24 protein-coding genes are annotated in these 26564 nt (G+C 56.4%); 7 read left to right on the forward strand and 17 right to left on the reverse strand.

Features of this window, described 5'->3' with window-relative positions; genetic code table 11:
• Nucleotides 1–120: 120 nt before the first annotated feature.
• Together mgtA and mgtL are read right to left on the reverse strand one after the other, a co-directional pair.
• The gene (gene mgtA, locus ACMYSK_RS16685) at nucleotides 121–2829 is read right to left on the reverse strand and encodes a magnesium-translocating P-type ATPase (RefSeq protein WP_434637023.1); all 2709 of its coding nucleotides are present in this window, start codon (nucleotides 2827–2829) and stop codon (nucleotides 121–123) included.
• 145 nt (nucleotides 2830–2974) lie between these two features.
• Complete coding sequence (gene mgtL, locus ACMYSK_RS16690; RefSeq protein WP_155417144.1) at nucleotides 2975–3028, reverse strand: mgtA regulatory leader peptide MgtL; 54 nt, start codon at nucleotides 3026–3028, stop codon at nucleotides 2975–2977.
• 180 nt (nucleotides 3029–3208) lie between these two features.
• On the opposite strand from mgtL, the gene treR reads away from it, so the two are divergent.
• The 3 genes from treR (at nucleotide 3209) to treC (ending at nucleotide 7411) form a co-directional block, all read left to right on the forward strand.
• Entirely contained in the window at nucleotides 3209–4156 is a 948-nt protein-coding gene (treR, locus tag ACMYSK_RS16695) for a trehalose operon repressor TreR (protein ID WP_434637025.1), read from the forward strand.
• 129 nt (nucleotides 4157–4285) lie between these two features.
• Complete coding sequence (gene treB / locus ACMYSK_RS16700) at nucleotides 4286–5704, forward strand: PTS trehalose transporter subunit IIBC (protein ID WP_434637027.1); 1419 nt, start codon at nucleotides 4286–4288, stop codon at nucleotides 5702–5704.
• 51 nt (nucleotides 5705–5755) lie between these two features.
• Nucleotides 5756–7411, forward strand: coding sequence for an alpha,alpha-phosphotrehalase (gene treC / locus ACMYSK_RS16705; RefSeq protein ID WP_434637029.1), 1656 nt, complete (start codon nucleotides 5756–5758; stop codon nucleotides 7409–7411).
• Nucleotides 7412–7501: 90 nt separating this feature from the next.
• Here treC and celB read toward each other — a convergent pair whose 3' ends face one another.
• The 3 genes from celB to ACMYSK_RS16720 form a co-directional block, all read right to left on the reverse strand.
• Nucleotides 7502–8854 carry a PTS cellobiose transporter subunit IIC gene (gene celB / locus ACMYSK_RS16710; RefSeq protein ID WP_434637030.1) on the reverse strand — a complete coding sequence of 451 codons (1353 nt, stop codon included), beginning with the start codon at nucleotides 8852–8854 and terminating at the stop codon, nucleotides 7502–7504.
• A gap of 25 nt (nucleotides 8855–8879) precedes the next feature.
• The gene (locus tag ACMYSK_RS16715; protein WP_434637032.1) at nucleotides 8880–10187 is read right to left on the reverse strand and encodes a 6-phospho-beta-glucosidase; all 1308 of its coding nucleotides are present in this window, start codon (nucleotides 10185–10187) and stop codon (nucleotides 8880–8882) included.
• A gap of 80 nt (nucleotides 10188–10267) precedes the next feature.
• On the reverse strand, nucleotides 10268–10531 hold the full coding sequence (locus tag ACMYSK_RS16720; RefSeq protein WP_434644172.1) for a PTS sugar transporter subunit IIB: 264 nt from the start codon (nucleotides 10529–10531) through the stop codon (nucleotides 10268–10270).
• A gap of 305 nt (nucleotides 10532–10836) precedes the next feature.
• On the opposite strand from ACMYSK_RS16720, the gene ACMYSK_RS16725 reads away from it, so the two are divergent.
• The 3 genes from ACMYSK_RS16725 (at nucleotide 10837) to nrdG (ending at nucleotide 14772) form a co-directional block, all read left to right on the forward strand.
• Nucleotides 10837–11580, forward strand: coding sequence for a MurR/RpiR family transcriptional regulator (locus tag ACMYSK_RS16725; RefSeq protein WP_434637033.1), 744 nt, complete (start codon nucleotides 10837–10839; stop codon nucleotides 11578–11580).
• Between the two features lie 366 nt (nucleotides 11581–11946).
• On the forward strand, nucleotides 11947–14082 hold the full coding sequence (gene nrdD, locus ACMYSK_RS16730) for an anaerobic ribonucleoside-triphosphate reductase (RefSeq protein ID WP_434637035.1): 2136 nt from the start codon (nucleotides 11947–11949) through the stop codon (nucleotides 14080–14082).
• 225 nt (nucleotides 14083–14307) lie between these two features.
• Nucleotides 14308–14772: an anaerobic ribonucleoside-triphosphate reductase-activating protein gene (nrdG, locus tag ACMYSK_RS16735; RefSeq protein WP_434637036.1), complete on the forward strand. Its 465-nt coding sequence runs from the start codon at nucleotides 14308–14310 to the stop codon at nucleotides 14770–14772.
• 6 nt (nucleotides 14773–14778) lie between these two features.
• On the opposite strand, the gene ACMYSK_RS16740 is transcribed toward nrdG, so the two are convergent.
• The 12 genes from ACMYSK_RS16740 to pmbA form a co-directional block, all read right to left on the reverse strand.
• Nucleotides 14779–16689, reverse strand: a complete 1911-nt coding sequence (locus tag ACMYSK_RS16740) for a BglG family transcription antiterminator (RefSeq protein ID WP_434637038.1) — start codon at nucleotides 16687–16689, stop codon at nucleotides 14779–14781.
• 22 nt (nucleotides 16690–16711) lie between these two features.
• Complete coding sequence (locus ACMYSK_RS16745) at nucleotides 16712–17863, reverse strand: lactonase family protein (protein WP_434637040.1); 1152 nt, start codon at nucleotides 17861–17863, stop codon at nucleotides 16712–16714.
• A gap of 80 nt (nucleotides 17864–17943) precedes the next feature.
• A complete protein-coding gene (gene dagF, locus ACMYSK_RS16750) occupies nucleotides 17944–18684 on the reverse strand; it encodes a 2-dehydro-3-deoxy-phosphogluconate aldolase (protein WP_434637042.1) in 741 nt (246 codons plus the stop codon).
• Nucleotides 18681–19799 (reverse strand): DgaE family pyridoxal phosphate-dependent ammonia lyase, encoded by a 1119-nt coding sequence (locus ACMYSK_RS16755; protein WP_434637044.1) that lies wholly within the window; start codon nucleotides 19797–19799, stop codon nucleotides 18681–18683. Before ACMYSK_RS16755 ends, dagF begins: the two co-directional genes overlap by 4 nt.
• Nucleotides 19783–20916: an amidohydrolase/deacetylase family metallohydrolase gene (locus ACMYSK_RS16760; RefSeq protein ID WP_434637045.1), complete on the reverse strand. Its 1134-nt coding sequence runs from the start codon at nucleotides 20914–20916 to the stop codon at nucleotides 19783–19785. The genes ACMYSK_RS16755 and ACMYSK_RS16760 overlap by 17 nt, the downstream gene beginning before the upstream one ends.
• A 42-nt stretch (nucleotides 20917–20958) precedes the next feature.
• Entirely contained in the window at nucleotides 20959–21600 is a 642-nt protein-coding gene (locus tag ACMYSK_RS16765; protein WP_434637047.1) for a DUF4310 family protein, read from the reverse strand.
• Between the two features lie 11 nt (nucleotides 21601–21611).
• Nucleotides 21612–22388 carry a DUF4311 domain-containing protein gene (locus ACMYSK_RS16770; RefSeq protein ID WP_434637049.1) on the reverse strand — a complete coding sequence of 259 codons (777 nt, stop codon included), beginning with the start codon at nucleotides 22386–22388 and terminating at the stop codon, nucleotides 21612–21614.
• A 21-nt stretch (nucleotides 22389–22409) separates the two neighbouring features.
• Nucleotides 22410–22709 carry a DUF4312 family protein gene (locus tag ACMYSK_RS16775; RefSeq protein ID WP_434637051.1) on the reverse strand — a complete coding sequence of 100 codons (300 nt, stop codon included), beginning with the start codon at nucleotides 22707–22709 and terminating at the stop codon, nucleotides 22410–22412.
• Between the two features lie 2 nt (nucleotides 22710–22711).
• Nucleotides 22712–23074, reverse strand: a complete 363-nt coding sequence (locus ACMYSK_RS16780; RefSeq protein WP_004098072.1) for an SFCGS family glycine-rich protein — start codon at nucleotides 23072–23074, stop codon at nucleotides 22712–22714.
• A gap of 10 nt (nucleotides 23075–23084) precedes the next feature.
• Nucleotides 23085–23423, reverse strand: a complete 339-nt coding sequence (locus ACMYSK_RS16785) for a glycine dehydrogenase (RefSeq protein WP_434637053.1) — start codon at nucleotides 23421–23423, stop codon at nucleotides 23085–23087.
• Nucleotides 23424–23734: 311 nt separating this feature from the next.
• Complete coding sequence (cybC, locus tag ACMYSK_RS16790; RefSeq protein ID WP_434637055.1) at nucleotides 23735–24124, reverse strand: cytochrome b562; 390 nt, start codon at nucleotides 24122–24124, stop codon at nucleotides 23735–23737.
• A gap of 106 nt (nucleotides 24125–24230) precedes the next feature.
• Nucleotides 24231–25583 (reverse strand): metalloprotease PmbA, encoded by a 1353-nt coding sequence (pmbA, locus tag ACMYSK_RS16795; RefSeq protein WP_434637057.1) that lies wholly within the window; start codon nucleotides 25581–25583, stop codon nucleotides 24231–24233.
• Between the two features lie 95 nt (nucleotides 25584–25678).
• Between pmbA and yjgA the strand changes: the two genes are divergently transcribed.
• Nucleotides 25679–26230: a ribosome biogenesis factor YjgA gene (yjgA, locus tag ACMYSK_RS16800; protein ID WP_434637059.1), complete on the forward strand. Its 552-nt coding sequence runs from the start codon at nucleotides 25679–25681 to the stop codon at nucleotides 26228–26230.
• The last annotated feature ends 334 nt before the right edge of the window (nucleotides 26231–26564 follow it).

Consider the following 26564-nt stretch of genomic DNA (forward strand, 5'->3'; position numbering starts at 1 on the left):
CATGCGCGCAAAAGAGCGTCAAGAGAACAGGATGACGGGGTTCACAACTTTCTGAGATTTAAGAGAAATGCCAAAAAAGACCCCTCTCCCGGCAGGGAGAGAGGTCGGCACAGAGAGGGGTTATTGCCAGCCGTAGCGACGGCTGTAGAAGCCTTTCACCATCTGAGTCAGCGTCATGTAGCCTGCCAGAATGGCAATCAGCCACGGGAAGTAGCTCAGCGGCAACGCCTGCAGTTGCAGATACCCCGCCAGCGGCGAGAACGGCAGCGCAATGCCCACCAGCATCACCACCAGGGTCATGGCAAACAGCGGCCACGCGGCGCGGCTCTGAACAAACGGAATCCGCCGTGTACGGATCATATGTACAATCAGCGTCTGCGACAGCAGCCCTTCAATAAACCAGCCCGACTGGAACAGCGTCTGTGCTTCCGGCACGTTGGCATGGAAGACCCACCACATCAGACAGAAAGTCAGAATGTCGAAAATCGAGCTTATCGGACCAAAAAAGACCATAAAGCGCCCCAGTTCCGAAGGGTTCCAGCGCTGCGGTTTACGAATTTGCTCGTCATCGACATTATCAAACGGAATGGCGACCTGGGATACATCGTACAGCAGGTTCTGGATCAGTAAGTGCAGCGGCAGCATCGGCAGGAACGGCAAAAAGGCGCTCGCTACCAGTACGCTGAAGACGTTACCAAAGTTCGAACTGGCGGTCATTTTGATGTACTTCAGCATGTTGGCAAAAGTACGGCGACCTTCGATCACCCCTTCTTCCAGCACCATCAGGCTTTTTTCCAGCAGAATGATATCCGCAGCTTCACGCGCAATATCCACCGCCCCATCTACGGAGATACCGATATCCGCCGCCCGCAGCGCCGGAGCATCGTTGATGCCATCGCCCATAAAGCCGACCACATGGCCTTCGCGTTTAAGCAGCGTCACAATGCGCTCTTTATGCAGGGGGGCAAGACGCGCAAACAGGGTTGTGCGTTTGGCCAGCGACGCCAGTTCGTCATCGCTCAGGGTTTCAATCTGGCTGCCGGTGACCACTTCGCCGGCATCCAGACCGACTTCATGACACACTTTCGCCGCGACAAGCTCGCTATCGCCGGTGAGGATTTTGACGGTGATCCCGCTGGCTTTCAGCGCTTTCAGTGCCGGAGCAGTCGTCTCTTTCGGCGGATCGAGGAAAGCAATGTAGCCTTCAAGAATCAGATCGGACTCGTCAGCACGCTGATAGTCGCCTTCCCGCGCCGGCAGATAGCGAGTCGCTACCGCCACTACGCGCAGCCCCTGCCGATTCAGGGTATCAGTGACGCGCCGGATGCGGCGCAGCATGGTGTCGTCCAGCGGCACGATTTCACCGTTGTAGCGCACCTGGGTCGAAACGTTGAGGATTTCCTGTAGTGCACCTTTGCAGATCAGCTGATGAACGCCCTCCTGCTCACTCACCACCACCGACATGCGGCGGCGTTCAAAGTCGAAAGGAATCTCATCGATTTTCTGCCAGCGTTCAGAAAGCTGGCGAGCCGCCTCCAGGTCCACGCCTTCCAGCACGGCCTTGTCGAGCAGGTTTTTCAACCCGGTCTGGTAGTGGCTGTTCAGCCACGCGGAGTGCAGGACGCGCTCGCTAACCTTACCGGAGATATCGGTATGGTTTTCGAGCACGATTTTATCCTGGGTCAGGGTACCGGTTTTATCCGTGCACAGGATGTCCATCGCGCCGAAGTTCTGGATAGCATCGAGGTGTTTCACGATAACTTTTTGTTTCGACAGCTTCACCGCCCCACGTGCCAGGGTTGAAGTGACAATCATCGGCAGCATTTCTGGCGTCAGGCCCACGGCCACTGAAAGAGCGAACAGCGCCGCTTCCCACCAGTCGCCTTTGGTGTAGCCGTTAATCAGCAGAACCACCGGCGCCATCACCAGCATAAAGCGGATCAGCAACATGCTGACGCGGCTGATGCCCTTCTGGAACGCATTGGGTTCACTTTCCTGCTCACTCACCCGCCCGGCGAGCTGGCCAAACCAGGTGTTGCCGCCGGTGGCAAAGACCATCGCCTGCGCCGACCCGCTCACCACGTTGGTCCCCATAAAGCACAGGGTATCGCACTCAAGCGGGTTGCTTTGCTGTGGGTCGCGGCTGCGCACCACTTTTTCTACCGGCAGCGATTCACCGGTCAGCGACGCCTGGGCGACAAACAGATCTCGCGCCTGCAGAATACGCAGATCTGCCGGGATCATATCCCCGGCCGAGAGCTTCACGATATCGCCCGGCACCAGTTGGTCGATCGGCAGTTCGCACCAGCGACTTTCACCCTGCTCGTTGACCACCCGCAGCACCGTTGCGGTATTGCTGACCATCGCCTTCAGGGCATCCGCCGCTTTGGTGGAGCGGGCTTCCTGAACGAAATTAAGCAGCGTCGAGATCCCTACCATCAGCGCAATCACGCCAGCGGCAAACAGATCTTCCGTGGCGTAGGAGACGATGCCCAGCACGGTCAGCAGCAGGTTAAAAGGATTGCGGTAACAGGTCCAGAGATGCACCCACCACGGCGCCGGTTTTTGCGCCGGAATTTGGTTGTCACCGTAGCGAGCAAGTTTTTGCGTAACGTCGGCGTCGTTAAGCCCTTCCGGGTGGCTTTCGAAGGCACGCCAGATTTCATTTTCATCCATCGCCGCCACGTTCAGGCACTGCTTACCTAACGAATCCGGAATCGGGGCGCTGGCCAGGTTACGGGCATCAGGTAACGGGTCGCGCTGAACCAGACGGCGCGGCAAATGGCGGCTGAGCTGTGCAAACAGCTGCCGGGTAATATTTTTCAGCATAAACAGTCCCTCCACGCTCGCACAGGCGAACGCAGCAAAACAGGCAGGCACGCTAAAACCTTACCTGTCAGGTATTATTTTTTTATGGCAGGGACATCAAGGACGTCACTGCTTTACGCTTCCGGTAAAGCAGTGCTAAGCAGGCTTACCGGAAAAGGATATAACTCCATCGAGGATGAGGAGTGGGATCGGGGTCCATAATATCTCCGGTAAGTGAGTAAAAACGGTGCGAAGTATACCGCGACAAACAGGCAATTTATAGCCTCTGTATCAATGATAACCCCTCGGAACTAAACCAGACGTAAACCAGACTTTGCTCATTGCGGTTTGGTTGAGTAGCATTAGGCTCACTATAATCGGATCACGACGAGACCTCTGCATGCAAAACCGGCTGACCATCAAAGATATCGCGCGCTTAAGCGGCGTCGGGAAATCGACGGTATCCCGCGTGCTCAATAACGAAAGCGGCGTTAACGAGCGCACCCGCGAGCGGGTCGAAGCGGTTATGCAGCAGCACGGTTTCTCGCCCTCCCGCTCAGCACGAGCAATGCGTGGCCAAAGTGACAAAGTGGTGGCGATTATCGTCACCCGTCTGGATTCATTGTCGGAAAACCTTGCCGTACAGACCATGCTGCCCGCGTTCTACGAGCAGGGCTACGATCCTATCATGATGGAGAGCCAGTTCTCCCCGGCGCTGGTTGGCGAGCATCTTGGGATCCTCGCCCGTCGCAATATCGATGGCGTGGTGCTGTTCGGCTTTACCGGCATCACCGAAGAGATGCTGACGCCGTGGCGAGAGTCGATGGTGCTGCTGGCTCGCGACGCGCCGGGATTCGCCTCCGTCTGCTACGACGATAACGGCGCGGTGAACATGCTGATGCAGCGTCTGTACGATAACGGGCATCGTCATATCAGCTTCCTCGGGGTGCCGCATAGCGACGTCACTACCGGACAGCGCCGCCATCAGGCCTACCTCAACTTCTGCGAACAGCATCAGCTGACGCCATCCGCCGCCCTGCCGGGGCTGGCGATGAAACAGGGCTATGAAAATGTCGCCAGCGTGCTGACCGCCGAAACCAGCGCCCTGCTCTGCGCCACCGATACTCTCGCACTCGGCGCCAGTAAGTATTTGCAAGAGCAGCGGATCGCGGATCTTCAGGTCGCCAGCGTCGGCAGCACGCCTTTGATGAAGTTCCTCCACCCGGAAATCCTGACCGTGAATCCTGGCTATGCCGAGGCTGGACGCCAGGCGGCTCAACAGCTGATCGCCCAGATCGGCGGCCAGGCAGAACCCCGGCAGATAGTGATCCCCGCCGCGCTGATTTAAGCCCATTTGTTGGATTTATGTGATCGTTGCTGCGTTTCGGGAACGTTCCCATTTTGAAAGTCAGGCGGAGCGGTTAGGATTCATCTCAGGTCATTACGCAATCTCTTCCCTCTGTTTTGAGGCCTCATAATGAGCAAAGTAAATCAGCAGGACATCGATAAATTAATCGAACTGGTGGGCGGGCGCGATAACATTGCTACCGTCAGCCACTGTATTACCCGTCTGCGCTTTGTGCTGAATAATCCGGCCATCGCCAAACCGAAAGAAATCGAACAGCTGCGCATGGTAAAGGGCTGCTTTACCAACGCCGGGCAGTTCCAGGTGGTGATCGGCACAGAAGTCGGCGATTACTACAAAGCCCTGCTGGCCACCACCGGCAAAGCCTCTGCGGATAAAGAGCAGGCCAAGCAGGCGGCGCGGCAAAATATGAAGTGGCACGAACAGCTGATCTCGCATTTTGCCGAGATCTTCTTCCCGCTGCTGCCGGCGCTAATCAGCGGTGGTCTGATCCTCGGTTTCCGTAACGTGATCGGCGATCTGCCGATGAGTAACGGGCAGACGCTGGCGCAAATGCACCCGTCGCTGCAAACCATTTATGACTTCCTGTGGCTGATTGGCGAAGCCATCTTCTTCTATCTGCCGGTCGGTATCTGCTGGTCGGCGGTGAAAAAAATGGGCGGCACGCCGATCCTCGGTATCGTACTCGGCGTTACCCTGGTCTCTCCGCAGCTGATGAATGCCTACATGCTGGGTCAGCAGGTGCCGGAAGTGTGGAACTTCGGCCTGTTTACGATTGCTAAGGTCGGCTATCAGGCGCAGGTCATCCCGGCGCTGCTGGCGGGCCTGGCGCTCGGCTTCATTGAAACACGCCTGAAACGCATCGTCCCTGACTACCTGTATCTGGTGGTGGTGCCGGTTTGCTCCCTGATTCTGGCGGTGTTCCTCGCCCACGCCTTTATCGGCCCGTTTGGCCGTATGATTGGCGACGGCGTCGCCTTTGCAGTACGTCACCTGATGACCGGCAGCTTCGCGCCGATTGGTGCCGCATTGTTCGGCTTCCTCTATGCGCCATTGGTTATTACCGGGGTCCATCAGACCACGCTGGCAATCGACATGCAGATGATTCAAAGCATGGGCGGTACGCCGGTATGGCCGCTGATTGCGCTCTCCAACATCGCACAGGCTTCGGCGGTCGTCGGCATTATTATCGCCAGCCGCAAGCAGAATGAGCGCGAGATCTCCGTACCGGCCGCGATCTCGGCCTACCTCGGCGTCACCGAACCGGCGATGTACGGGATCAACCTGAAATACCGCTTCCCGATGCTCTGCGCGATGGTCGGCTCCGGCCTGGCTGGGTTGCTGTGCGGCCTGAACGGCGTCATGGCGAACGGTATCGGCGTCGGCGGACTGCCGGGCATCCTCTCCATCCAGCCAACCTACTGGCAGGTGTTCGGATTAGCGATGGTCATCGCGGTAGTGGTGCCAATCGCCCTTACCGTCCTCGTGTACCAGCGTAAGTTCCGTCAGGGCACGTTACAGATTGTCTGATTTTTTCTTCCGGGGCGCGATGGCGCCCCTTCGTTGTAGCAGGAAAGCGATATGAATACCCTTCCCTTTTGGTGGCAAAACGGCGTTATTTATCAAATTTATCCGAAGAGTTTCCAGGATACGACCGGCAGCGGCACCGGCGATCTGCGCGGGGTGACCTCGCGCCTCGACTATCTGCAAAAGCTCGGCGTGGACGCTATCTGGCTGACGCCATTTTACGTCTCTCCGCAGATTGATAACGGTTACGATGTCGCCAACTACACCGCCATCGATCCAACCTACGGCACGCTGGAAGACTTCGACGAACTGGTGGCCGAGGCCAAAGCTCGCGGGATCCGCATTGTGCTGGATATGGTCTTTAACCATACCTCTACCGCACATGCCTGGTTCCGCGAATCGCTCAAGAAAGAGAGTCCTTACCGCCAGTTTTATATCTGGCGCGACGGCGAACCGGCAACGCCGCCGAACAACTGGCGTTCAAAATTCGGTGGTAACGCCTGGCAGTGGCATGCCGAGAGCGGGCAGTATTATCTGCATCTGTTTGCCACGGAGCAGGCGGATCTCAACTGGGAAAACCCGGTGGTCCGCGCGGAGCTCAAAAAGGTGTGCGAGTTCTGGGCAGACCGCGGCGTCGACGGCCTGCGTCTTGATGTGGTCAACCTGATTTCGAAAGATCAGACCTTCCCGTCGGATGCCCAGGGCGATGGCCGCTGTTTTTATACCGACGGCCCACGGGTTCACGAATTTCTGCAGGAGATGAGCCGCGATGTTTTCACCCCGCGTAACCTGATGACGGTCGGTGAGATGTCCTCCACCTCGCTGGAGCATTGCCAGCAGTATGCGGCGCAGGATGGCCGCGAGCTGTCGATGACCTTTAATTTCCATCACCTGAAGGTGGATTACCCCGGCGGCGAAAAGTGGACCCTGGCGCGCCCGGACTATGTCGCGCTAAAAGCGCTGTTCACCCACTGGCAGCAGGGAATGCACAACCGGGCGTGGAATGCGCTGTTCTGGTGTAACCACGATCAGCCGCGCATCGTGTCACGTTTCGGCGATGAGGGCGAATACCGGGTGCCGGCAGCGAAAATGCTGGCGATGGTGCTGCACGGCATGCAGGGCACCCCCTATATTTATCAAGGCGAAGAGATTGGCATGACCAATCCTCACTTCTCGCACATCAGCGACTATCGCGACGTCGAAAGCCATAACATGTTTATTGAGCGCTCGGCGCAGGGACAGGCACCCGATGAGCTCCTGGCGATTCTGGCCAGTAAATCGCGCGATAACAGCCGTACGCCGATGCAGTGGGACAAGCGTGAACAGGGCGGATTTACCGCCGGCGAGCCGTGGATTGCGCTGTGCGATAACTATCAGGCGATCAACGTCGACGCGGCGCTGGCTGACCCGAATTCCGTCTTCTACGCCTATCAACAGCTGATTACGCTGCGCAAAACCACGCCGGTGCTAATCTGGGGCGACTATCTGGATCTGTTACCCGAACATCCGTCGCTGTGGTGCTATCGTCGCCAATGGCAAGGGAAAACGCTGGTCGTCGCGGCGAACCTGAGCCGCGAGTTCCAGAGCTGGCAGCCGGAGGAGTTGACCGGCGACTGGCGGGTCCTGATGAGTAACTACGCGGAGGCAGCCAACCGCCCTGCGGCAATGACCCTGCGTCCATTTGAAGCCGTATGGTGGCTGCAGGAGTAACATTTCCCCGATACCGGGTCACAGAAGGTTGTGATCCGCTAGCCCGGAGGCGCGTCAAGCGGCGCCTCCGGGAACAAGACCGTAGAGGCATTAGATGCGTTCAACCGCAGCGCGCGTGGTGCTGGTTTCCACCTGTGCAGAAGCGTGTTCCTCTTTCGCCTTCAGACGATCCCACGCCCGGAAGAACGGGTAATAGACCACCAGTGAAATACTCAGGTTTACCACCTGCAGAATAGTCCCGGAAATATGCCCGCCCGTCGCCAGATAGCCGCTGATGAAAATCGGGGTCGTAAACGGCAGCGCAATCCCCGCAGGCGGCGCTACCAGCCCGGTCGCCATCGCGGTATACGAAACAATAACCAGCAGCACCGGCGTCAGAATAAACGGCAGGAAAAAATAGGGGTTCATCACCAGCGGAATACCGAAAACCATTGGCTCACTGATGTTGAACAGCGCCCCCGGCGCGGCAATTTTCCCCAGCTGTTTCATCTGCTGGCTACGGCTGCGGAATAGCATAAAAATCACCAGCCCCAGCAGCGCCCCGGTCCCGCCGGGAGCAATCCACAGGTCATAAAACTGCTGAGTGATGATATGCGGAATCGGCTGACCGTTCTGAAACGCGGTCAGGTTTTCTGACATGTTCGACAGCCACACCGGCTGGATAAACACCAGCACGATGGCATCGCCGTGCAGGCCGAGCGTCCACAGAATGCCAATCAGGATAACCGAGATGATCATTCCCGGCAGTGTGCCACCCACATGATGCATTGGAATGCCGATAATCGTCGCGATCATGCTGTTAATGTCGCCGAACGATGAAGCTTCCACGATCAGACGCAGCGCCAGCACCACCGCCAGTACACAGAAGCCGGGGATCAGTGCGAGGAAGGACTTCGCCACCGCCGGCGGCACGCCGTCCGGCATACGGATAACCAGATTACGCCCGGCGACAAAACGATAAATCTCGGTGGAAAGCAGCGAAATCACGATCGCAACGAACAGCCCCTGACTGCCGACCAGTCCAACAGGAATCACCCCTTTGATAACCTCTGACGCCCCGTGAACCGGAGTAAACAGCGTGTGCTGTGGAATGGTCATCACAAAGGCCACCAGCGACATGGCACCCGCGGTGAGCGGGTCCAGCGTGCGGTATTTCTCCGCCAGCCGGTAAGCAATTCCGAAGCTGGAGATCAGCGCCATGATGTCGTAGGTCGCTTTCACCGGGTAGAGAATTTTATCGCGCCAGACGTCACCAAACAGGCCGCTCATCATATCGGCGTAGCCCGGAATGGGCAGATAGGCAAAAATCAGGAAAAATGAGCCGATCAGCATAAATGGCATATTAAGAATGATGCCATCACGCACGGACAGGACATGTTTTTGCCCGGCGAATTTCAGCGCCGCAGGCATGACGTAACGTTCAATGAAGGTAGTGTTCGACATTTGCGATCCCCGAAGGAAATAACGGTCAGTTAAATTGCGTCAGCCATTGACGGTTTATGGTTAACACTTCGTCCAGCAGCGCTTGAGCATCGGTGACATTCCCCACTAGCGGATTAGTTACCAGCGCCAGCAGGGCGCTATCCCGACAGCCGTGGACCGCGGCCTCAATGGTCAGCCGTTCAAACGCTTTCACCTGCTGCGTCAGGCCATTCATCGCCGGAGGCAGTGCACCAAAGGCCAGCGGACGCGCGCCCTGCGCATCAATAATGCTGTTCGTCTCTACCACCGCGTCATCATCCAGCCCATGAATCGCGCCGTTGTTCCGGGTGTTCACCACCATCTCTTTGCCGAGGTTATTGTGGATAGCGTTGATGAGTTCCACTGCCACTTCGGAGTAATAGGCGCCGCCGCGGAAGCTGAGCTGTTCCGGTTTCTCATCCAGTTCCGGGTCGGCGTACAGCTCAAACAACGAGTGTTCGACTTTCATCACCTGCTCGGCGCGGGTGCCTTTGGACTGCGCAGCCGCAATCTCTTCGGCCAGCATCGCCGGCGTCAGCCAGAAATAACGGTGATACGGACAGGGAATCGCGTTCAGCGCCCGCAGGAATTCCGCCGGCCACGGCAGTTCCTTGATGTTATTCATCGACAGCGCCTGGCCATCGCACAGCATGTCGATCACCCGACGGGTGACATCCTCCCGCCCCTGCATCACCTTATGCACCCAGACCATATGGTTGAGACCGGCAAAACGCAGTTTGACCTCGTCTTCTTTGGCACCCAGCATGCCGACTATCATGTGCTGCATATTAATCGGCACGTTGCACAGGCCGATGATCTTCGCCTTGCTGTAGCGGCTCACCGCTTCGGTGACAATTCCCGCCGGGTTGGTAAAATTGAGAATAAACGCCTCCGGCGCCAACGCTTCGACTTTCCGCGCGACGTCGAGGATAACCGGGATGGTCCTGAGCGCTTTAGCAAACCCGCCGACGCCGGTGGTCTCCTGACCCAGCAGATGATATTTCAGCCCGAGGCGTTCATCCGCGGCACGCGCCGCCAGTTGCCCGACGCGCAGCTGAGTTAAGACAAAGCTGGCCCCGCGAATTGCATCATCAAGCGTAAAGTGGACGCTAACGGTAACGTGCTCCAGCCCTTTGCGTTTTAACATCCGCCGCGTCAGCGCGGCGATAATCTCGACCTTCCCCCTGCCAGATTCAACATCAACCAGCGCCAGCTCCGTAACAGGAAGCTGTTCATAACGAACGATAATTCCTTCAATGAGCTCCGGTGTGTAGCTACTGCCGCCGCCAATCACGGCGATTTTCAGTGTTTGCATAGAGACCTCTTTTCGGCATGCAGAGAGCCGCACGCAGTCGGCATGATTGCGCGTGATGGTTCAGGTTTAAGAGAGAAAAATCAGTGATTAAGCAGTGCGAGCGCCTTATCGAGCACGGCAGCGCCGCGCATCATGCCGTAGTCGGCCATATCAATCACCGCCACCGCCTTACCGTGCGGAGCGGCCAGCGCACTCAGGCGTCCGGCTTCATACTTCACCTGTGGCCCCAGCAGGATCACGTCGGCATTGGCCAGCTCGCGCTCAAACTCCGCCACCGCCACCGCATAAATATCCAACGACAGAGCGCGCTGCTGCGCTTCCGTTTTCATTTTGCTGACCAGCATGCTGGTCGACATGCCCGCCGCACAACACAGAACAATTCGTTGCATCGCTTTTTCCTCTAGTGGTTTCGTGATCTGGCCCGTCAAGGCATACATGAATATATTGTTAAGATTGTGTGAGAGTGAAGGCTATATGAAAATAATTTTCATCAATGTGATCGATGATGACTTTTTCATCATTTTTTTCCGATTTATCTCGGATAAACTGCCCTGGAGTTAGGCGACACCCCACTCTGGTGCTATAAAGAGCACTACACGGTGCTTGAAAAATATTTTCAAAATGTATTCCGAAGAAAGGGACGATCAGGATGGATATCGTAGGGCAGTTGCAGGAAGGGTTAGTTCGTTTTAGCGCTCAGGAGTCGCGGGTCGCCGCGTTTATCCTGAAAAACCTAAGTTTTACCGCCAGCGCATCTATTGACGAACTGGCCGCCAGCGCCGGCGTCAGTCCGGCTACCATCACCCGCTTTGCCCGCTCCGTCGGCTGCGAGGATATCCGCGATCTGCGCAAGCAGCTGGCGCAGGCCAGCGAGCGCCGCACCAGTTGGCTAACGCCGGGCAGCGATGCCCTGCCTGCCGCCTGGCGGGAAAAACTGACCCATCTCGGCGATACCCTCACACAGCAGCTGGCGCACACTTCGGAAACCGCTGTTGAGAAGCTCAAATCCCGCCTGCAAACCGCCCGGGCCGTCCACTGCTTTGCGCTCGGCATACAGGATACCGCCCTGGCGTCGCTGCTCCAGCATCAGCTATTGCCTTCCGGCGTTGCCATTAACCTGTGCCAGGACACTGCGCTGATGCGTATGACCGCCAGCACCCTCAGCGATGATCATCTGCTGCTGGTGCTGGTGACCGGCGAAGCCGATACGATTTTACAAAGCGCCACGCTCCAGGCGCGGACGCAGGGCGTAACCATCATCGCCCTGACGCCGGAAAAGCACACGCTGGCCAATATGGCCGCCGATATTATTCCCCTCCCTGATAACCCACAGCTGGCACGCTACTCTCTGCTACTGCTGGTCGATCTCCTCAACGACACCCTGATGGCCTGACGCAACACGACCCCGGCCTGAAAACGTTGCATTCAGGCCCGTTTCTGCTTGTTTTATAGTCATATAAATTTACATTTGCCCCAGGCGCCCACCATCCGTACTCTCGTCTTTTTACTTTGTTCTGCATCAATAAAATCGCAAACATCTTTGATGCAAATCACTACATATAGAACTTAAAATGCGTCCCGGCCCTACATCTTGTATTAATCGTCTATTATGTCAGCACATTTCATCGTTCTTTGGCGGTGGTGGGATGTGGATAAAAAGGGCCAGAACCGGAGCAAAACGGCGGCAGGTATAGCCCCCGCGGCATCGGTGAGACTTCCGCCTCTGTGGATAACCTGTTTTATAAAGTATGGAGTGATCATGACACCGCATGTGATGAAACGTGATGGCTGTAAAGTGCCGTTCAAATCTGAGCGCATTAAAGAAGCAATTTTGCGTGCAGCTAAAGCAGCGGGAGTCGATGACGCAGACTATTGCGCCACCGTCGCAGAAGTCGTCAGCCAGCAAATGCAGGACCGTAGCCAGGTTGATATCAACGAGATTCAGACTGCCGTTGAGAACCAGCTGATGTCTGGCCCGTGGAAACAGCTGGCCCGAGCCTATATCGAATATCGCCACGACCGCGACATCGAGCGTGAAAAACGCGGTCGCCTGAATCAGGAAATTCGTGGTCTGGTTGAGCAAACCAACTCGTCCCTGCTCAATGAAAATGCGAACAAAGACAGCAAAGTCATCCCGACCCAGCGCGACCTGCTGGCCGGTATCGTCGCCAAACATTATGCTCGTCAGCACCTGCTGCCGCGCGATGTGGTGCTTGCCCATGAACGCGGTGAAATTCACTACCACGACCTCGACTATTCGCCGTTCTTCCCAATGTTCAACTGTATGCTTATCGATCTGAAAGGCATGCTGACTCACGGCTTTAAAATGGGCAATGCTGAGATTGAACCACCGAAATCAATCTCGACCGCCACGGCGGTGACGGCACAGATTATCGCCCAGGTGGCCAGCCATATTTATGGCGGCACCACCATTAACCGTATCGACGAAGTGCTGGCGCCGTTCGTCAGTGAAAGCTTCAAAAAGCATCGTAAAATCGCCGAAGAATGGCAGATCCCGGATGCGGAAGGCTATGCCCGCTCTCGCACCGAGAAAGAGTGCTACGACGCCTTCCAGTCGCTGGAATACGAAGTGAATACCCTGCATACCGCCAATGGGCAGACACCGTTCGTCACCTTTGGTTTTGGTCTCGGTACCAGCTGGGAATCCCGCCTGATTCAGCAGTCAATTCTGCGTAACCGCATCGCTGGTCTGGGCAAAAACCGCAAAACCGCGGTGTTCCCGAAACTGGTGTTCGCGATTCGCGACGGCCTGAACCATAAGTTCGGCGACGCCAACTACGACATCAAACAGCTGGCACTGGAGTGCGCAAGTAAGCGCATGTATCCGGACATCCTCAACTACGATCAGGTCGTAAAAGTTACCGGTTCATTTAAAACGCCGATGGGCTGCCGCAGTTTCCTCGGCGTGTACGAGGAAAACGGCGAACAAATCCACGATGGCCGTAACAATATTGGCGTGATCAGCCTGAACCTGCCACGCATTGCGCTGGAAGCCAAAGGTGATGAAGCCACCTTCTGGAAGCTGCTGGATAACCGTCTGGAGCTGGCTTACAAGGCGCTGATGACGCGCATCGCTCGCCTGGAAGGAGTGAAAGCTCGCGTGGCACCGATCCTGTACATGGAAGGCGCCTGCGGCGTACGTCTGAAGGCCGACGACGATGTGTCAGAGATCTTTAAAAATGGTCGCGCCTCCATTTCGCTGGGCTACATCGGTATCCACGAAACCATCAACGCGCTGTCCGGCAACCAGCATATGTATGACAGCGACGCGCTGCGTGAAAAAGGCGTCGCCATCGTCAAGCGTCTGCGCGACGCCGTTGACCGCTGGAAAGATGAGACCGGCTATGGTTTCAGCCTGTACAGCACGCCGAGCGAAAACCTCTGCGATCGCTTCTGCCGTCTCGATACCGCCGAATTTGGTGTTATTGAGGGCGTGACCGATAAGGGCTACTACACCAACAGCTTCCACCTCGATGTCGAGAAAAAGGTTAACCCGTACGACAAGATCGACTTTGAAGCGCCATACCCGCCGCTGGCGAACGGGGGCTTCATTTGTTACGGCGAATACCCGAATATTCAGCACAATCTGAAAGCACTGGAAGATGTCTGGGATTACAGCTATCAGCACGTCCCTTATTACGGTACCAACACGCCAATCGACGAATGCTATGAGTGCGGCTTTACCGGTGAGTTCGAATGTACCAGTAAAGGCTTTACCTGCCCGAAATGCGGCAACCACGATGCCGCCCGCGTGTCGGTGACTCGCCGGGTCTGCGGCTATCTCGGTAGCCCTGACGCCCGCCCGTTCAACGCCGGCAAGCAGGAAGAGGTGAAGCGCCGCGTCAAACACCTCGGCAACGGTCAACTCGGCTAATCGTCAGCCGTTTAATGCCCGGAGGTGTTGCGCTCGGGAGCCGTTCCCGGGGGCGGTGCTATGCACCTGGCCGGGCTACACGTCTGGGTTGGTTTTCGCTTTTCGCACAGCAATTGACGTCAGAACCTGGCGGCAAGCGAAAGAATCCCTGGGCGCTGACATCGCTCAGTAACCAGGGTGAGTGAGCGCAGCCAACGCAGCAATGGCGTTAATTGAGAAGCGAAAATGAATTACCACCAGTACTACCCTGTAGATATCGTCAACGGACCAGGGACAAGATGTACCCTGTTTGTCTCAGGCTGCGTCCACGAATGCCCCGGCTGCTATAACAAGAGCACTTGGCGGCTCAACTCCGGGTTGCTGTTCACGCCCGAGATGGCCGACCGTATCATCGCCGACCTCAACGACACGCGGATCGCCCGCCAGGGGATATCCCTGTCCGGTGGTGATCCGCTACATCCGCAGAACGTGCCGGAGATCCTCGCACTGGTGCGCCGCATTCTCGCCGAATGCCCCGGCAAGGATATCTGGGTCTGGACCGGCTACAAGCTGGACGAACTGAACGATGCGCAGCGGGAAGTGGTTGATCTGATTAACGTGCTGGTTGATGGCAAGTTTGTCCAGGATTTAAAAGACCCGGCGCTTATCTGGCGCGGCAGCAGCAATCAGGTAGTCCACCATTTGAGATAGACAGGATCAAAAACGGCTGACGCACTCCATCGCTACCGTTTTAAACTCATCAAAACTGCGCGTCGCGGCCAGTCTGGCCATTGCGCGTTCGCGCAGGAAGGTCACGAAAATATCGTAGATCGCCATCGCCTCTTCATATTCACTTTTGCTGATCGCCAGCAGGAAAATAATATGTGCGGTTTCGTCTCCCCAGGCGATGCCGTTCGGCGCAATCACGGTATAGACCACGGTTTTTTGTGCCAGCAGCCCCAGGGCATGGGGCAGCGCAATCCCGTCACCGAGCATGGTACTGACGATCGCTTCACGTTCAACGACGGAGTCATGGAACCCGGCGTCGACAAATCCTTCCTGCTGTAGCTGCTGGCACAGCCCGGCAAACAACGTCTGCTGGTCAATAGGCGCATCAATGACCTGAAAATGGGCCGCATCGAAATATTTATTCAGCACCCATGGTCGGGTCCTGTCCACCAGCACCAGCTTGCCTATCTGATCCAGCTGATAATCGGTCGGGAACGGGGCAATCGTCACCACCGGCTTATCCTTTTCGCCAATACGCACGGTCGAGATAACAAAATCTTCCGCCACCGCCGTCAGCTGTTCATACTCCCGCTGCGACAGGGTTGCAGCAATTTCTAACTGCGGATATTTACGCTGCAAAATGGCTTCGATCATGCGCACCATCGCATTGCTGGTGTCACATACCAGCAGCACCCGCGGCTGACGCTGATAGCCAATGTTGTAATGACGTTCCAGCCCGACGCCAATATGCAGCACCAGGAACCCAATCTCGTTTTCGCTGATGGCATAGGGCGTATATTTCCCCCAGCTGGTCACCGCTGCCAGGGTCATGTCCCACGACATCGGGTAGTGCTGCTTAATATTATCAAGCAGAGGATTGGGGATCATGATTTGGTAGCGCACCCGGGTGATCATGGTCTTAATGTGGGTCAGCAGATCGGCATGTAGCTGGGCATCGTCCAGCAGGTTGTAGTTATACTGGCTGTTGATATAGCGCAGGATATAGTTCACCAGCGCTTCACCATCGTCGGCGCTGATCGTACCCGGGTCGACATCCTGAATCTGGCGGGCTGCAAGGTGCACGCACAGCCACTCTTCTTCAGCCGGAGAGAGTACTTTTCCCGCCAGCTGTTGCAGCACGGCGGCCAGATCCCGCGCGGCATCACGCACGTTTTGCGCGACACCTTCTGCGCTAAACTCTGCCAGTGGATAGCCCTGGCTGACGCGGCGCACCGTCACTGCGCTATACAGCCGGATAAACCGCTCGCCTTCATCGGTCAGGCGCACATGGTGCCGGGTCAGAATCTCCTGCAGTTCGTCACCAAGCTGTTCCTGCACATCTGAATTCAGCGTTTCCTCATCCATTAACGGGTTGACCCCGCCCTGTAGCGCCTGCTGCCATAACAGATCGGTCAGGCAGGCGCGAATCGACACTTCGCTGCCGAACAGCCGCATGCCGTGCCGTGGGCGGGTCTCCAGGGTAAGCTGATAGCGCTGGAAGCATTCACGCACTTCGGCCATATCGCTTTGCAGCGTCGCGCGGCTGACGAACCACTCATCCGCCAGATCTTCGAGCTTGATGGAGAACGCAGAGGTCAAAAAGCGGACCAGCAGAAAGTTGATGCGGTCCTGGGCGGTGCGTGGAATATGCTGCGGCTTCGGCGCGCTCTCTTCCAGGGTCTGATAGCGCGACGGGTCATCGATTTTGAGTTGATACCCGCTGCCGCGAGCAAGAATAAATTGTGCGCCGTACTTCACTAACAACGCGTTAAGCGCCGTAATATCGGCGCGCACGGTGCGGGTAGAAACCGACAGCCGCTGCGCCAGTTCATCCTGGGGCAGCGTTTCGTTTTGCAGCAAAGTAAACAGTTGCGCTAAACGTTGGTTGGGAAATCGCATGTCAGTTCCTTCATCTTACGGCTCAAGGTTGAGCGGATATCACCATCTGTGATGGACTGCCTACCGGCGTGTATTCCGGGGCAAAGGTCAGCTTGCCGCTCTGAGGCGCCACGCTGAAGCGGGTAATATTATCGCTACGCTGGTTCATGACGTACAGCCACTGCCCCTGATTATCCAGCGTCAGCGTCCGGGGGTAGTCGCCACGGGTCCAGATATCTTCCTGATGGCTCAGGCTGCCGTCGGCCATCACGCTAAAATGCGCAATGCTGTTGTGTAAACGGTTGGCCACGTACAGCTGCTTCCCGTCGGCGCTCAGCGTCAGGCCCGCCGCGAAACTGGTCCCTTTGTACTCTTTTGGTAGCGCGGAGATAGTCTTGCCTTCGCGCAGCAGTCCGCTTTTCTTATCAATATGATAGAACGTCAGCGTCGAGGATTCTTCATTAATCAGCCACAGGCCATCACCTTTCGGTGTAAAGACAAAGTGCCGCGGTCCGGCGCCGGCAGAAGAGGCGGCGATAAACGGCGGATCGTTCGGCGTGAGCTTGCCGCTGCTATTGTCCAGCCGGTACTGATAGATTCTGTCCAGCCCAAGATCGGTAGAAAAAACAAATTTCCCGCTCGGATCCGCCGCAATCATATGGGCATGCGGCCCATTGTGATCGCTGATGGCAAAACTGCCTTCTGCGGCCGCAGCCGGTCGCTCCGCGCCAGCGGGGCCTTGATCCTGATGGGTATCCACCGCCTCACCGAGGCTGCCATCTTCTTTGATCGGCAGCACCGCTACCGTGCCGCTGACATAATTTGCCACCAGCAGATGACGGCCATCCGGCGTCAGCGACAGATAGACCGGCCCGGCTCCCGCAGAAGAGACCTGATTGAGATCGGTCAGTTCACCGTTAGCTTCAATCCGCCACGCCTGCACCACGCCCTTTTCCACTTCGCTGGCGGCATACAGCGTTTTACCATCATGCGACACGGTGAGCTGGGCAACGTTGGGCAGCGAGCTAACCAGAGCTTTATCGCGCAGCGCCCCGGTTTTACCATCGACGGTAAAACGGTACAGGCCTTCGCCATTAGGATTATAGGTGCCAACCCAGGCATAGTGAGTTTGCGCGGTGGCGGTGGCAGCCAGCAGAGAAAGTGAAGCAACAAGCAGGTGACGAGCGGTGGGCATAGTGACTCCTTGAGGTTCGATGGGGGTATTTTTCCGCACGCACCTCTCGAAGAGAAACGCGTGCGGCGGGGACGACAAACCTATTTGACGAGTGCTTTTGTCATTTCCAGCAGCTGGCGGACGTCCGCCGGGCGAGTATTCCCGCTGGCTTTATCAATAATAGAGCTATAGATGTGCGGAATAATTTTGCTGACCCCCGCGTCCAGCGCGATCTGCAAAATTTCGCTGTAGTTTTCCAGATCGATTCCGCCGGTCGGCTCCAGCCAGAAATCATGCCGTGCACAGGCTTGTGCCACCGCGAGGAACTCGTCGCGATGTTTCAGTCCGCCCATCGGGAAGTATTTGATTGAGCTACCGCCCATATCTTTCAGCAGGGCGATCGCCGTTTCCAGCGGCACAATCCCGTCAGGTGCGCCGCTGCTCAGTGGCCCGGTCGAGATCTTAACTTTGCCCGGCGTACCGGTCGGTGACACCAGACCGTTGACGACAGTATCGTTCTGCCCCAGCAGCGCACGACTGGTGCCGACGCCGGTGAACACCTGGTTAACGTGCTGCGGCTGTACCTGACGCGAGATTTCGCTGACCATGGCTGACTGATTCGGATCGCCCGCCCCCAGCCCTACCGAAAGTGCATTATCGATAAGCTGAGCGTATTCGCGCATATCCGCCACCGCGCTCGCCACGTCCGGGTAGTTTTTGGAGAGCACGCCAACCAGGACATGACCTTCCGCCGCCTCGTAGATCTCACGGGCGTTGTCTTTGCTGCCCGCCAGTACGTTCAGGCATACGCGGTCGCGGTAAAAATTCGGGGTCAGTTTCATGCGTTTTTCTCCTTGTTCAGAACCTCGGCGATGCGACGAGAGACAATCTCCAGCTGCTGCGCGTTCACGCTGCGAACATCGGCTTCAATAATGCCTTCGTTAGCCTTATAGCCGCGGAAGTAGATGGCGTATTCGCCCTGTTTCAGCGCGTCAACCAGTTCGCCGGTGGCGATGCCGGTGACGGCTTCATTAAATTTGATTTCGGCGCGGGCGATATCACGGCCCGCGCTGTCCCAGACCACCCGAGCGGTAACGCCATTGAGAGTATTCAGTTGGTTAATGAATGGCGTCATCTTCGCCACCATCTCATCCCCGCTCTCTTTGCGCGCCATCAGGTAGTGCTCAATCGCGCAGGTCAGGCCAAGGATCCCCTCTTTGCCCACTTTCATCGCCCGACCAATGCCCGCCGACTGGCGCTTCACCCACTCAACGTACTGGGTTTTACCCACCACCAGGCCACTGGTCGGCCCTTCAATGGCTTTCGCACCGCTGTAAATCACCAGGTCAGCACCGGCCCGGTAGTAGCACTGCAAATCTTCTTCCGCAGCCGCATCGACGATCAGCGGCAGGTTATGTTTGCGCGCGACGACCACCGCCTGCTCAACGCTGAGCATGCTTTTCTGCACGCAGTGGTGAGATTTGATATACAGAATGGCCGCCGTACGCGGGGTAATTGCTGCCGCCAGCTGGTCCGCGGAACATTCGTTGGCGTAACCCGCTTCCACCAGCTTGCCGCCACCCAGCGCAACCATCGAACCGACCGGTGCGCCGAAGTTGACGTTGTGGCCTTTCGGCAGCACGATTTCGTTGTTTTCAATCGGCGTGACGTGCAGATTCTCCAGCAGCCAGCTGCTGTCTTTCACCAGCACCGCCGCGACCGACTGGGCGATCCCCGCCGATGCGCAGGAGACGACGGTAGCCCCTTCAACATCCAGCAGTTTCGCGATGTATTCCCCGGTTTTATTTACCAGATCCTTCATTTCGAAGTAGTGGTTCATGCCGCTCATCACCGCGTCGACCACTTCCGGACGCGGAGTGGACACGCCCAGCGCCGTCATGCGCCCGGAGGTATTAATCACTTGTTTAAGGTTATATTTTTCAAAAATTGAAGGCATTTTCCGCGCTCCCTTGTTCGGTCAGATAGCCCTTGCCTGCGCGAATCGCGGCAAGCGGCACCAGAATATTGTCAGCCTGTAGACTCTCTTTTTCCGCATCAACCAGCAGCGTTGGCGCATGCTGTACGGTAAACAGGGTTAAATCGGCATCGTAGCCCACGGCCAGCCGCCCTTTTTGCGTCAGACGCAGCCCGTCAGCCGCGCCGGCGGTCACGCACTCAATCACCTGCGCCAGCGTCATGCCGATGGCGAGAAACTTCGACATCACCAGCGCCAGCGAACGAACCGGGCCGTCAATACGGTTGCGGCAGTAAATATCGGAGCTGATGGTGTGCGGCAGAATGCCCATCGCAATGGCTCGCCGCGCCACCTCAAAGCTGAAGCTCGCGGTGCCGTGGCCAACATCAAGCCGTACACCGCGCTGTAGTGCGCGGGTAATCGAGGCGCGCAGCTCGCCTTCTGGCGTCAGAATGCGGTTTGGTTTGCCGTTGTAGCAGTGGGTAATGATGTCGCCTGCGCTAAGCAGCCCGGCAATTTCATCGAGGTTTGGCGGGTTGTTTCCGATATGCACCATCAGCGGCAGATCGTCATTTTCCTGCTGGATGGCTTTCGCCCGCGCCAGCGGCGTAATTCCGTTTTCGCCGACGACGCTGCTGCTCATGCGTGCTTTCAGGCCGACGATAAAATCAGGGTGGCGTTTTACCGCCTGCTTCACCGCGTCCGCGTCAATATTGGCCATATTGGCCAGCTCGTTCTGAGCGATCAGCCCGACGCGGGAAATATTGAGCAGCGCATAGACTTCAGTCGCCGCTTCGCGGGTCAGCTGATAAAAATCATCGATATCATCCGCGCCGGTGCTCCCGGCATCAATTACGGTGGTGACACCGGTGGCGATACCGACGCTGTCCGGCAGGTCGTGATAGATCGGTGATTTTGGGTAGCAGTGGACGTGGGAATCAATCCAGCCGGCGCTGACGTAATAATGGCCGTCCAGCGTCACGGTTTTGCGCGCTGGCGCGTCAATCTCGCCCAGCGCGGCAATTTTCCCATCCTGGATTGCAATATCGGTCAGGGTATCGTCGACGAGGCGCGCACGGCGCAGGAGTAAATCAAACATATGTATCTCCTGTTAAGGCGGGCGCATAAGCGCCCGGGAGTATCAAAGCGCAACCGGGAATATTGAACCTAAAATCATCGCCCCGAGGATCGCGCCGCCGGTAATCGGCTTCTGCCAGATGTAAAACAGCAGGGCCCCAACCAGAGAACCGATACCGATAGGAATAGAGGCGGTCATCGCGCTGAGGATAATCAACGGACCGAGGAAGCGGCCGGAGGCGTTACCCGCGCCCATCATGACGTCGGCGCCGTAGGTCGAGTTGCTCTGGTTAACCGTGAATTTACGCGCCAGGATAATGACGTAGCCAATTGCCACGCCGATAATCAGGCCGGTTGCCAGGGAAGCGGCAAAATTCGCCACTGGGAAAATGATGCCTGCGCCCAGCAGCAGCGCCGGCACGCCGAGGCCGACCCCGGTCTGAATCGCCCCGCCGATATCCAGAATACCGACCAGCGAACCTTCGATGATACGGGCGAAGAGGAAGCTCGCGCCAAATGCCGCCACCGCACCGTACACGCCGGTGTCGATCCCGGATTTCAGCATCGCCACGAAGGCCACTTCGTTAAACGCGCCGATGCCGTAGAGGTAGTACATGTGCGTCCCGGCAAAGACGCCGGAAGAGAGCAGGCCGACAAAGATCGGGAATGACCAGTCCGCGTACCAAAAACCTTTATTCTGTTCCATGCGTTATCCCCTTATTTGCCGCTCAACGCGCTATGCAGCAGATCCAGCCAGTTCGGCACGGTCATGTGGAAGGACTCAATCATCTTCATGTCAAATCCGCGGAAGAAGCCACTCAGCACGAACAGGGCGATAATGGCCGTCATCATGATTTTGGTGACGCGGTTCCAGCCTGCGTCTTCGACGCCTTTACCGATCAGAATCCCCAGCACCAGACCCGGTACGGCGTTGCCCATAATCAGCTGCGCGGCGCCGCCGAAAATAGTGGCCCAGAAGCCTGATTTCTTACCGGCATCGATAGCCGCCAACCAGAAGATAACCGGCATGATGATGTTCACCAGCAGGTTGGCTGCAGGCACCAGCACCTTCACCGCAGTGACCTGTAATGCTTCCGGTACCGCAGAGGCCGTAGAGTTCAGGAATGCCACCACCACCATGCCGATGAGACCGCAGGCAATGGCCATTTTCTTAGGATCGTGAAGGGTTTCTGCCACGTTGCGATTTTTCATCATCAGGGCCGAGGCGCCCCAGTGCGGGATAATGCGGTGGTCAACGTCCTGGGTGAAAGCACCCGCTGCGACGGAAGAAGCCCAGGCGTTAAAGAAGAATCCCAGACCAAAGGAGAAGTGGGAAGCCGGATCGCCTTCGCAGGAATTCAGCTCGCCCAAGGTACGAAACGCCCCCATCCCCTGGGTGGTAGGCGCATGAAACATGCGTGCCGCTCCGGCGCCCACTCCGACGCCGACCAGGCCGCCGATAATGAGCGATTTTATTAAAATTATCAGGAACATAGTTTAACCCTATGGTGAAGATCAGGTTTGCGTAACGAAATCCACTTTATCGACATTAATGGCCGTTACGTTGACGGTGACATCCAGCTCCACGCTGTAGGTCCGTCGTTCACGGCGCAGAAAGAAGAACAGAAACGCTTCTTTGCGCACCGCTTCACGCGCATGAACAACCTTCACATCCTGTGGCTCAATACGCAGTAAGATGTGCGGTGAAGTGCTCATCACCGCTGCCTGTACGTGGTTCAGGGCATCGGCAAAGGCGCGCGTTTTGCTTTCGCCTTTGCCCTTGACGCTCACCGTGGTGGTGAATTGCTCTTTCATGCTCACGCGCCGTATTTCTTTTTCCAGGCTTCTACCAGGCGCTCGCCCAGCTCTTCTTTATCCATAAAGCCGAAACCCAGTACGTTGTAGCCTTCGTTGATAGCGGTCACGCCTTCATCAACGGAGCGCATGCCATATTTTGCTTTGTAACCGTGCTTGTTCTGCGCGGTGATAGCGCCTGCGCCACCGCTGCCGCAGAAGGAGATACCGAAGGTGGCATTTTCTGCTTTCATCATGTCACCCAGCTTCATATCAGCGGCAACGCCCGGTACGACAACGGCACGAGCACCGGCTTTTTCCGCGCCAGCGGCCACTTTTTGCCCTTTACCCAGGCGGTCGCCAATTACGACAGTAATTTGTTCCATTTTTTGCTCCTTACAGGTTGTCTTTTGCTACTTCGAAGTGGACGGACAGCAGCCAGGATTCTTCTTCTGGCAGGTTGCCGAATTCCGCAACCACTTCGCGGGCAAGCATCATTGAATCTTCTGAAATTTCTTCAAACAGGCTGGCATCCACTTCCGGCAGCGGCTCGCCGCTAATCGACCGGTGGGCCATTGCCCGCACGTGGGAAGTCAGCATCTGCTCCTGAACGGCGTTGGGGATGATATTGCGACGGCTTAACAGTGCGTAAACCCGCGGCAGCATCTTCTCAGCCAGCAGCTCAGTTTGCGTTGCCTGTTCCCCTACGTCGTTTATTACCGCTCCGTTATTCACTTGTGTTACCCCGTTGATGTCTCTGGGGATAAAACTAGCGCCGGGGGGAAGGAGTTTGTAGCGAGTTGTTTTCCACTTCGAAGTGGAAAGGCGGACGGCATGCGTGATCTATTCCACATAATCGGTGTGAAAATGGCATGAAGAGACTGTTTTCGGCGAAATCACGTGATGGGCGTCACAAGAAAATCATTGTGTTACCGGCTGAAGACGGCGGAATAAGCGGAAAAGAAAAGGGGAAAAGTGTGATGCCAGCAGGGTTTTATCGTGGAAGTTGAGCAGGAGGCATCGACAGATGCCTCCTGAAACAGGACTTAGCGGTATTTCTGATGGTAGGTATTACGGGTCGTTTTGAACCCTTCTGCGGCAGCCTGGGCCTCTTTCACTTTACCTTCATCCGCCAGCTTCAGCGCGCCGTCAATCTGGCCAATCAGAATATCCAGACCGTGGCGATAGTCTTTCATTTCTGCGCTGTCCGCCGCTTTACCTTCCAGCTTCGGCGGGGTGTCCTTCTGCGCATCCACGGCGGCATCGCGCATTTTGGTCAGCGCCGCTTTCAGTTCGCCCGCATCGGAGGTTTTTTGTACCACCTGCAGGTTTTGCGCGATGGTGTCCATATCTTCGCCCAGTTCAGCGGCGAACGCTGAAACAGAGCCCATTGCAAGGGCGGAGACCGCCAGCATTGCTAACAGTTTTTTACGCATTGCTCACATCCTTTTTTATTATTAAAACAAACGGGCGCCGCAGGGAGCGCCCTTCTGTACAGATTATTTTGCAAACAGCATATCGAATGGTGGGGATAAAACGGTGTTACTGTCCGGCGATTTTCATCTCCGGCAGCAGCACGGAGCCGCACTGAATATTACTGCGCGTTTCGATATCGTCACCCACGGTCACGATATTACGCCACATATCTTTCAGATTGCCGGCGATAGTAATTTCGCTTACCGGATACTGAATTTCACCATTCTCAACCCAGAAGCCAGAAGCGCCGCGTGAATAATCGCCGGTCACGCCACTGACACCCTGCCCCATCAATTCAGTGACGACAAGTCCGGTGCCCATCTCTTTAAGCAACTTTTCAAAACTCAGACCGCGGCCGTTAATCCGCCAGTTATGGATGCCCCCCGCGTGCCCGGTGCTCTTCATGCCCAGCTTGCGCGCCGAGTAGTTGGTCAGCAGCCACTGCGTCAGCACGCCGTCTTTAATAATATCGCGACGCTCGGTACGCACCCCTTCGCTGTCGAACGGCGTCGAGGCCAGCCCTTTCAGCAGATGTGGATGCTCTTCAATCGTCAGCCATTCCGGCAGAATCTGCTGGCCGAGGGAGTCGAGCAGGAAAGTCGATTTCCGGTAGACCGCGCCGCCGGCAATTGCACCGACCAGATGACCAAACAGCCCGGTAGCCGCTTCGTTAGCAAAGATAACCGGCGCTTTCATCGTCGAGAGCTTACGTGGTGCCAGGCGCGCCAGAGTACGGCGGGCACACTCATCGCCCACCCACTCCGGAGTTTGCAAATCTTCAAGCGCACGGCCAATGGTGTAAGCGTAATCGCGCTCCATATCGCCGTTTTCTTCTGCGATAACGCAGCTGGAAAGCGAATGGCGGGTTGAGCAGTAGCTCTGCAACATGCCGTGGCTGTTGCCGAATACTTTGATGCCGTAATGGCTATTGAAGCTGCCGCCTTCGGTATTGGTAATCCGTTTATCCGCCTGCAGAGCGACCTGCTCCGCGCGAGCGGCCAGCGCAATCGCCTCGTCCGGCGTGACTTCTGCCGGATGGAACAGGTCAAGATCCGGGGCATCAAAGGCCAGCAGCTCTTTATCTGCCACGCCGGCGAACGGATCCGGTGAGGTATAGCGGGCAATGTCCAGCGCCGCCTGCACCGTGCGGGCAATCGCCTGCGGGCTCAGATCGGTTGATGAGGCGCTTCCCTTGCGATTCTGATGATAAACGGTGATGCCTAACGCACCATCGCTATTAAATTCTACGTTCTCCACCTCGCCGTAGCGGGTGCTGACGCTGATGCCGGTCGTTTTGCTGACGGAGACTTCCGCGCCGTCAGATTTACCTGCCGCCAGTTCCAGCGCCGTGGTTACAGCCTCTTCCAGCGTCTTGCGCTGTTGTGCAACTTGAGAGATGACTTTCATCGCTAATGCCATAATGTAGGAAGGAGTTAAGTGAAGTCTAACAGAGAACCGTTTTTCAGTGCGCGCCTTAACTGGTAACATTAGCCTCTTTTTTTAAGGAGCCTGAGATGACAAAGCAGCCCGATGACTGGCTCGACGACGTGCCCGGTGATGACGTTGAAGATGAAGACGATGAAATTATCTGGGTCAGTAAAAGTGAAATTAAGCGTGACGCCGAAGAACTGAAGCGTCTTGGCGCAGAATTGGTAGAACTGGGGAAAAACGCGCTGGATAAGATCCCGCTCGACAGCGACCTCCGTGACGCCATTGAACTCGCCCAACGTATCAAGAAAGAAGGTCGCCGCCGCCAGATGCAGCTGATTGGTAAAATGCTGCGCAGCCGCGATGACGATCCGATTCGCCAGGCGTTAGACAAGCTGAAGAACCGCCATAACCAGCAGGTTGCGCTGTTCCATAAGCTGGAGATGATCCGCGACCGTCTGATTGAAGAAGGCGATGATGCGGTACCGGAAGTGTTAAATCTGTGGCCTGATGCCGATCGTCAGCAGCTGCGTTCGCTTATCCGTAATGCGAAAAAAGAGAAAGAAGGCAACAAGCCGCCGAAATCTGCACGTCTGATCTTCCAGTATCTGCGTGAACTGGCCGAAGGCGAACGCTAACTCCGCGTCTGCCCGCCAGATTTTCCCGGAGGCGGCGCTTTGCGCCTGTCCGGGCTACCGGATAACGCTGTACCTGTAGCCCGGCAAGCGATAGCCTCGCCGGGAATATCCCCCCTCAACGCCAATATTCCTCCGTTATTCCCACCCTGCTGCTCGGTCGGTCGTTACGATTGAGCATTAGAGCTGAATCGTTAAAGCTAATAACGCTTAAATTCACATATATTAAGTAACAATAACCATATTTATCTTATAAAAAGCGATCTTTATTGCATTTAAAAGTTTAAACATGCGCATTTTCTCATCAGGTGAGGCACTTCACGTTTTAATCAGACGC

The sequence above is a fragment of the Klebsiella sp. I138 genome (assembly GCF_051131765.1).
Lineage (GTDB): Bacteria > Pseudomonadota > Gammaproteobacteria > Enterobacterales > Enterobacteriaceae > Klebsiella.

Coding starts and splice junctions, on each gene's coding strand:
- mgtA (WP_434637023.1), bottom strand. CDS start 2,829: ATGCTGAAAAATATTACCCGGCAGCTGTTTGCACAGCTCAGCCGCCAT.
- treR (WP_434637025.1), top strand. CDS start 3,209: ATGCAAAACCGGCTGACCATCAAAGATATCGCGCGCTTAAGCGGCGTC.
- treB (WP_434637027.1), top strand. CDS start 4,286: ATGAGCAAAGTAAATCAGCAGGACATCGATAAATTAATCGAACTGGTG.
- treC (WP_434637029.1), top strand. CDS start 5,756: ATGAATACCCTTCCCTTTTGGTGGCAAAACGGCGTTATTTATCAAATT.
- celB (WP_434637030.1), bottom strand. CDS start 8,854: ATGTCGAACACTACCTTCATTGAACGTTACGTCATGCCTGCGGCGCTG.
- ACMYSK_RS16715 (WP_434637032.1), bottom strand. CDS start 10,187: ATGCAAACACTGAAAATCGCCGTGATTGGCGGCGGCAGTAGCTACACA.
- ACMYSK_RS16720 (WP_434644172.1), bottom strand. CDS start 10,531: ATGCTGGTCAGCAAAATGAAAACGGAAGCGCAGCAGCGCGCTCTGTCG.
- ACMYSK_RS16725 (WP_434637033.1), top strand. CDS start 10,837: ATGGATATCGTAGGGCAGTTGCAGGAAGGGTTAGTTCGTTTTAGCGCT.
- nrdD (WP_434637035.1), top strand. CDS start 11,947: ATGACACCGCATGTGATGAAACGTGATGGCTGTAAAGTGCCGTTCAAA.
- nrdG (WP_434637036.1), top strand. CDS start 14,308: ATGAATTACCACCAGTACTACCCTGTAGATATCGTCAACGGACCAGGG.
- ACMYSK_RS16740 (WP_434637038.1), bottom strand. CDS start 16,689: ATGCGATTTCCCAACCAACGTTTAGCGCAACTGTTTACTTTGCTGCAA.
- ACMYSK_RS16745 (WP_434637040.1), bottom strand. CDS start 17,863: ATGCCCACCGCTCGTCACCTGCTTGTTGCTTCACTTTCTCTGCTGGCT.
- dagF (WP_434637042.1), bottom strand. CDS start 18,684: ATGAAACTGACCCCGAATTTTTACCGCGACCGCGTATGCCTGAACGTA.
- ACMYSK_RS16755 (WP_434637044.1), bottom strand. CDS start 19,799: ATGCCTTCAATTTTTGAAAAATATAACCTTAAACAAGTGATTAATACC.
- ACMYSK_RS16760 (WP_434637045.1), bottom strand. CDS start 20,916: ATGTTTGATTTACTCCTGCGCCGTGCGCGCCTCGTCGACGATACCCTG.
- ACMYSK_RS16765 (WP_434637047.1), bottom strand. CDS start 21,600: ATGGAACAGAATAAAGGTTTTTGGTACGCGGACTGGTCATTCCCGATC.
- ACMYSK_RS16770 (WP_434637049.1), bottom strand. CDS start 22,388: ATGTTCCTGATAATTTTAATAAAATCGCTCATTATCGGCGGCCTGGTC.
- ACMYSK_RS16775 (WP_434637051.1), bottom strand. CDS start 22,709: ATGAAAGAGCAATTCACCACCACGGTGAGCGTCAAGGGCAAAGGCGAA.
- ACMYSK_RS16780 (WP_004098072.1), bottom strand. CDS start 23,074: ATGGAACAAATTACTGTCGTAATTGGCGACCGCCTGGGTAAAGGGCAA.
- cybC (WP_434637055.1), bottom strand. CDS start 24,124: ATGCGTAAAAAACTGTTAGCAATGCTGGCGGTCTCCGCCCTTGCAATG.
- pmbA (WP_434637057.1), bottom strand. CDS start 25,583: ATGGCATTAGCGATGAAAGTCATCTCTCAAGTTGCACAACAGCGCAAG.
- yjgA (WP_434637059.1), top strand. CDS start 25,679: ATGACAAAGCAGCCCGATGACTGGCTCGACGACGTGCCCGGTGATGAC.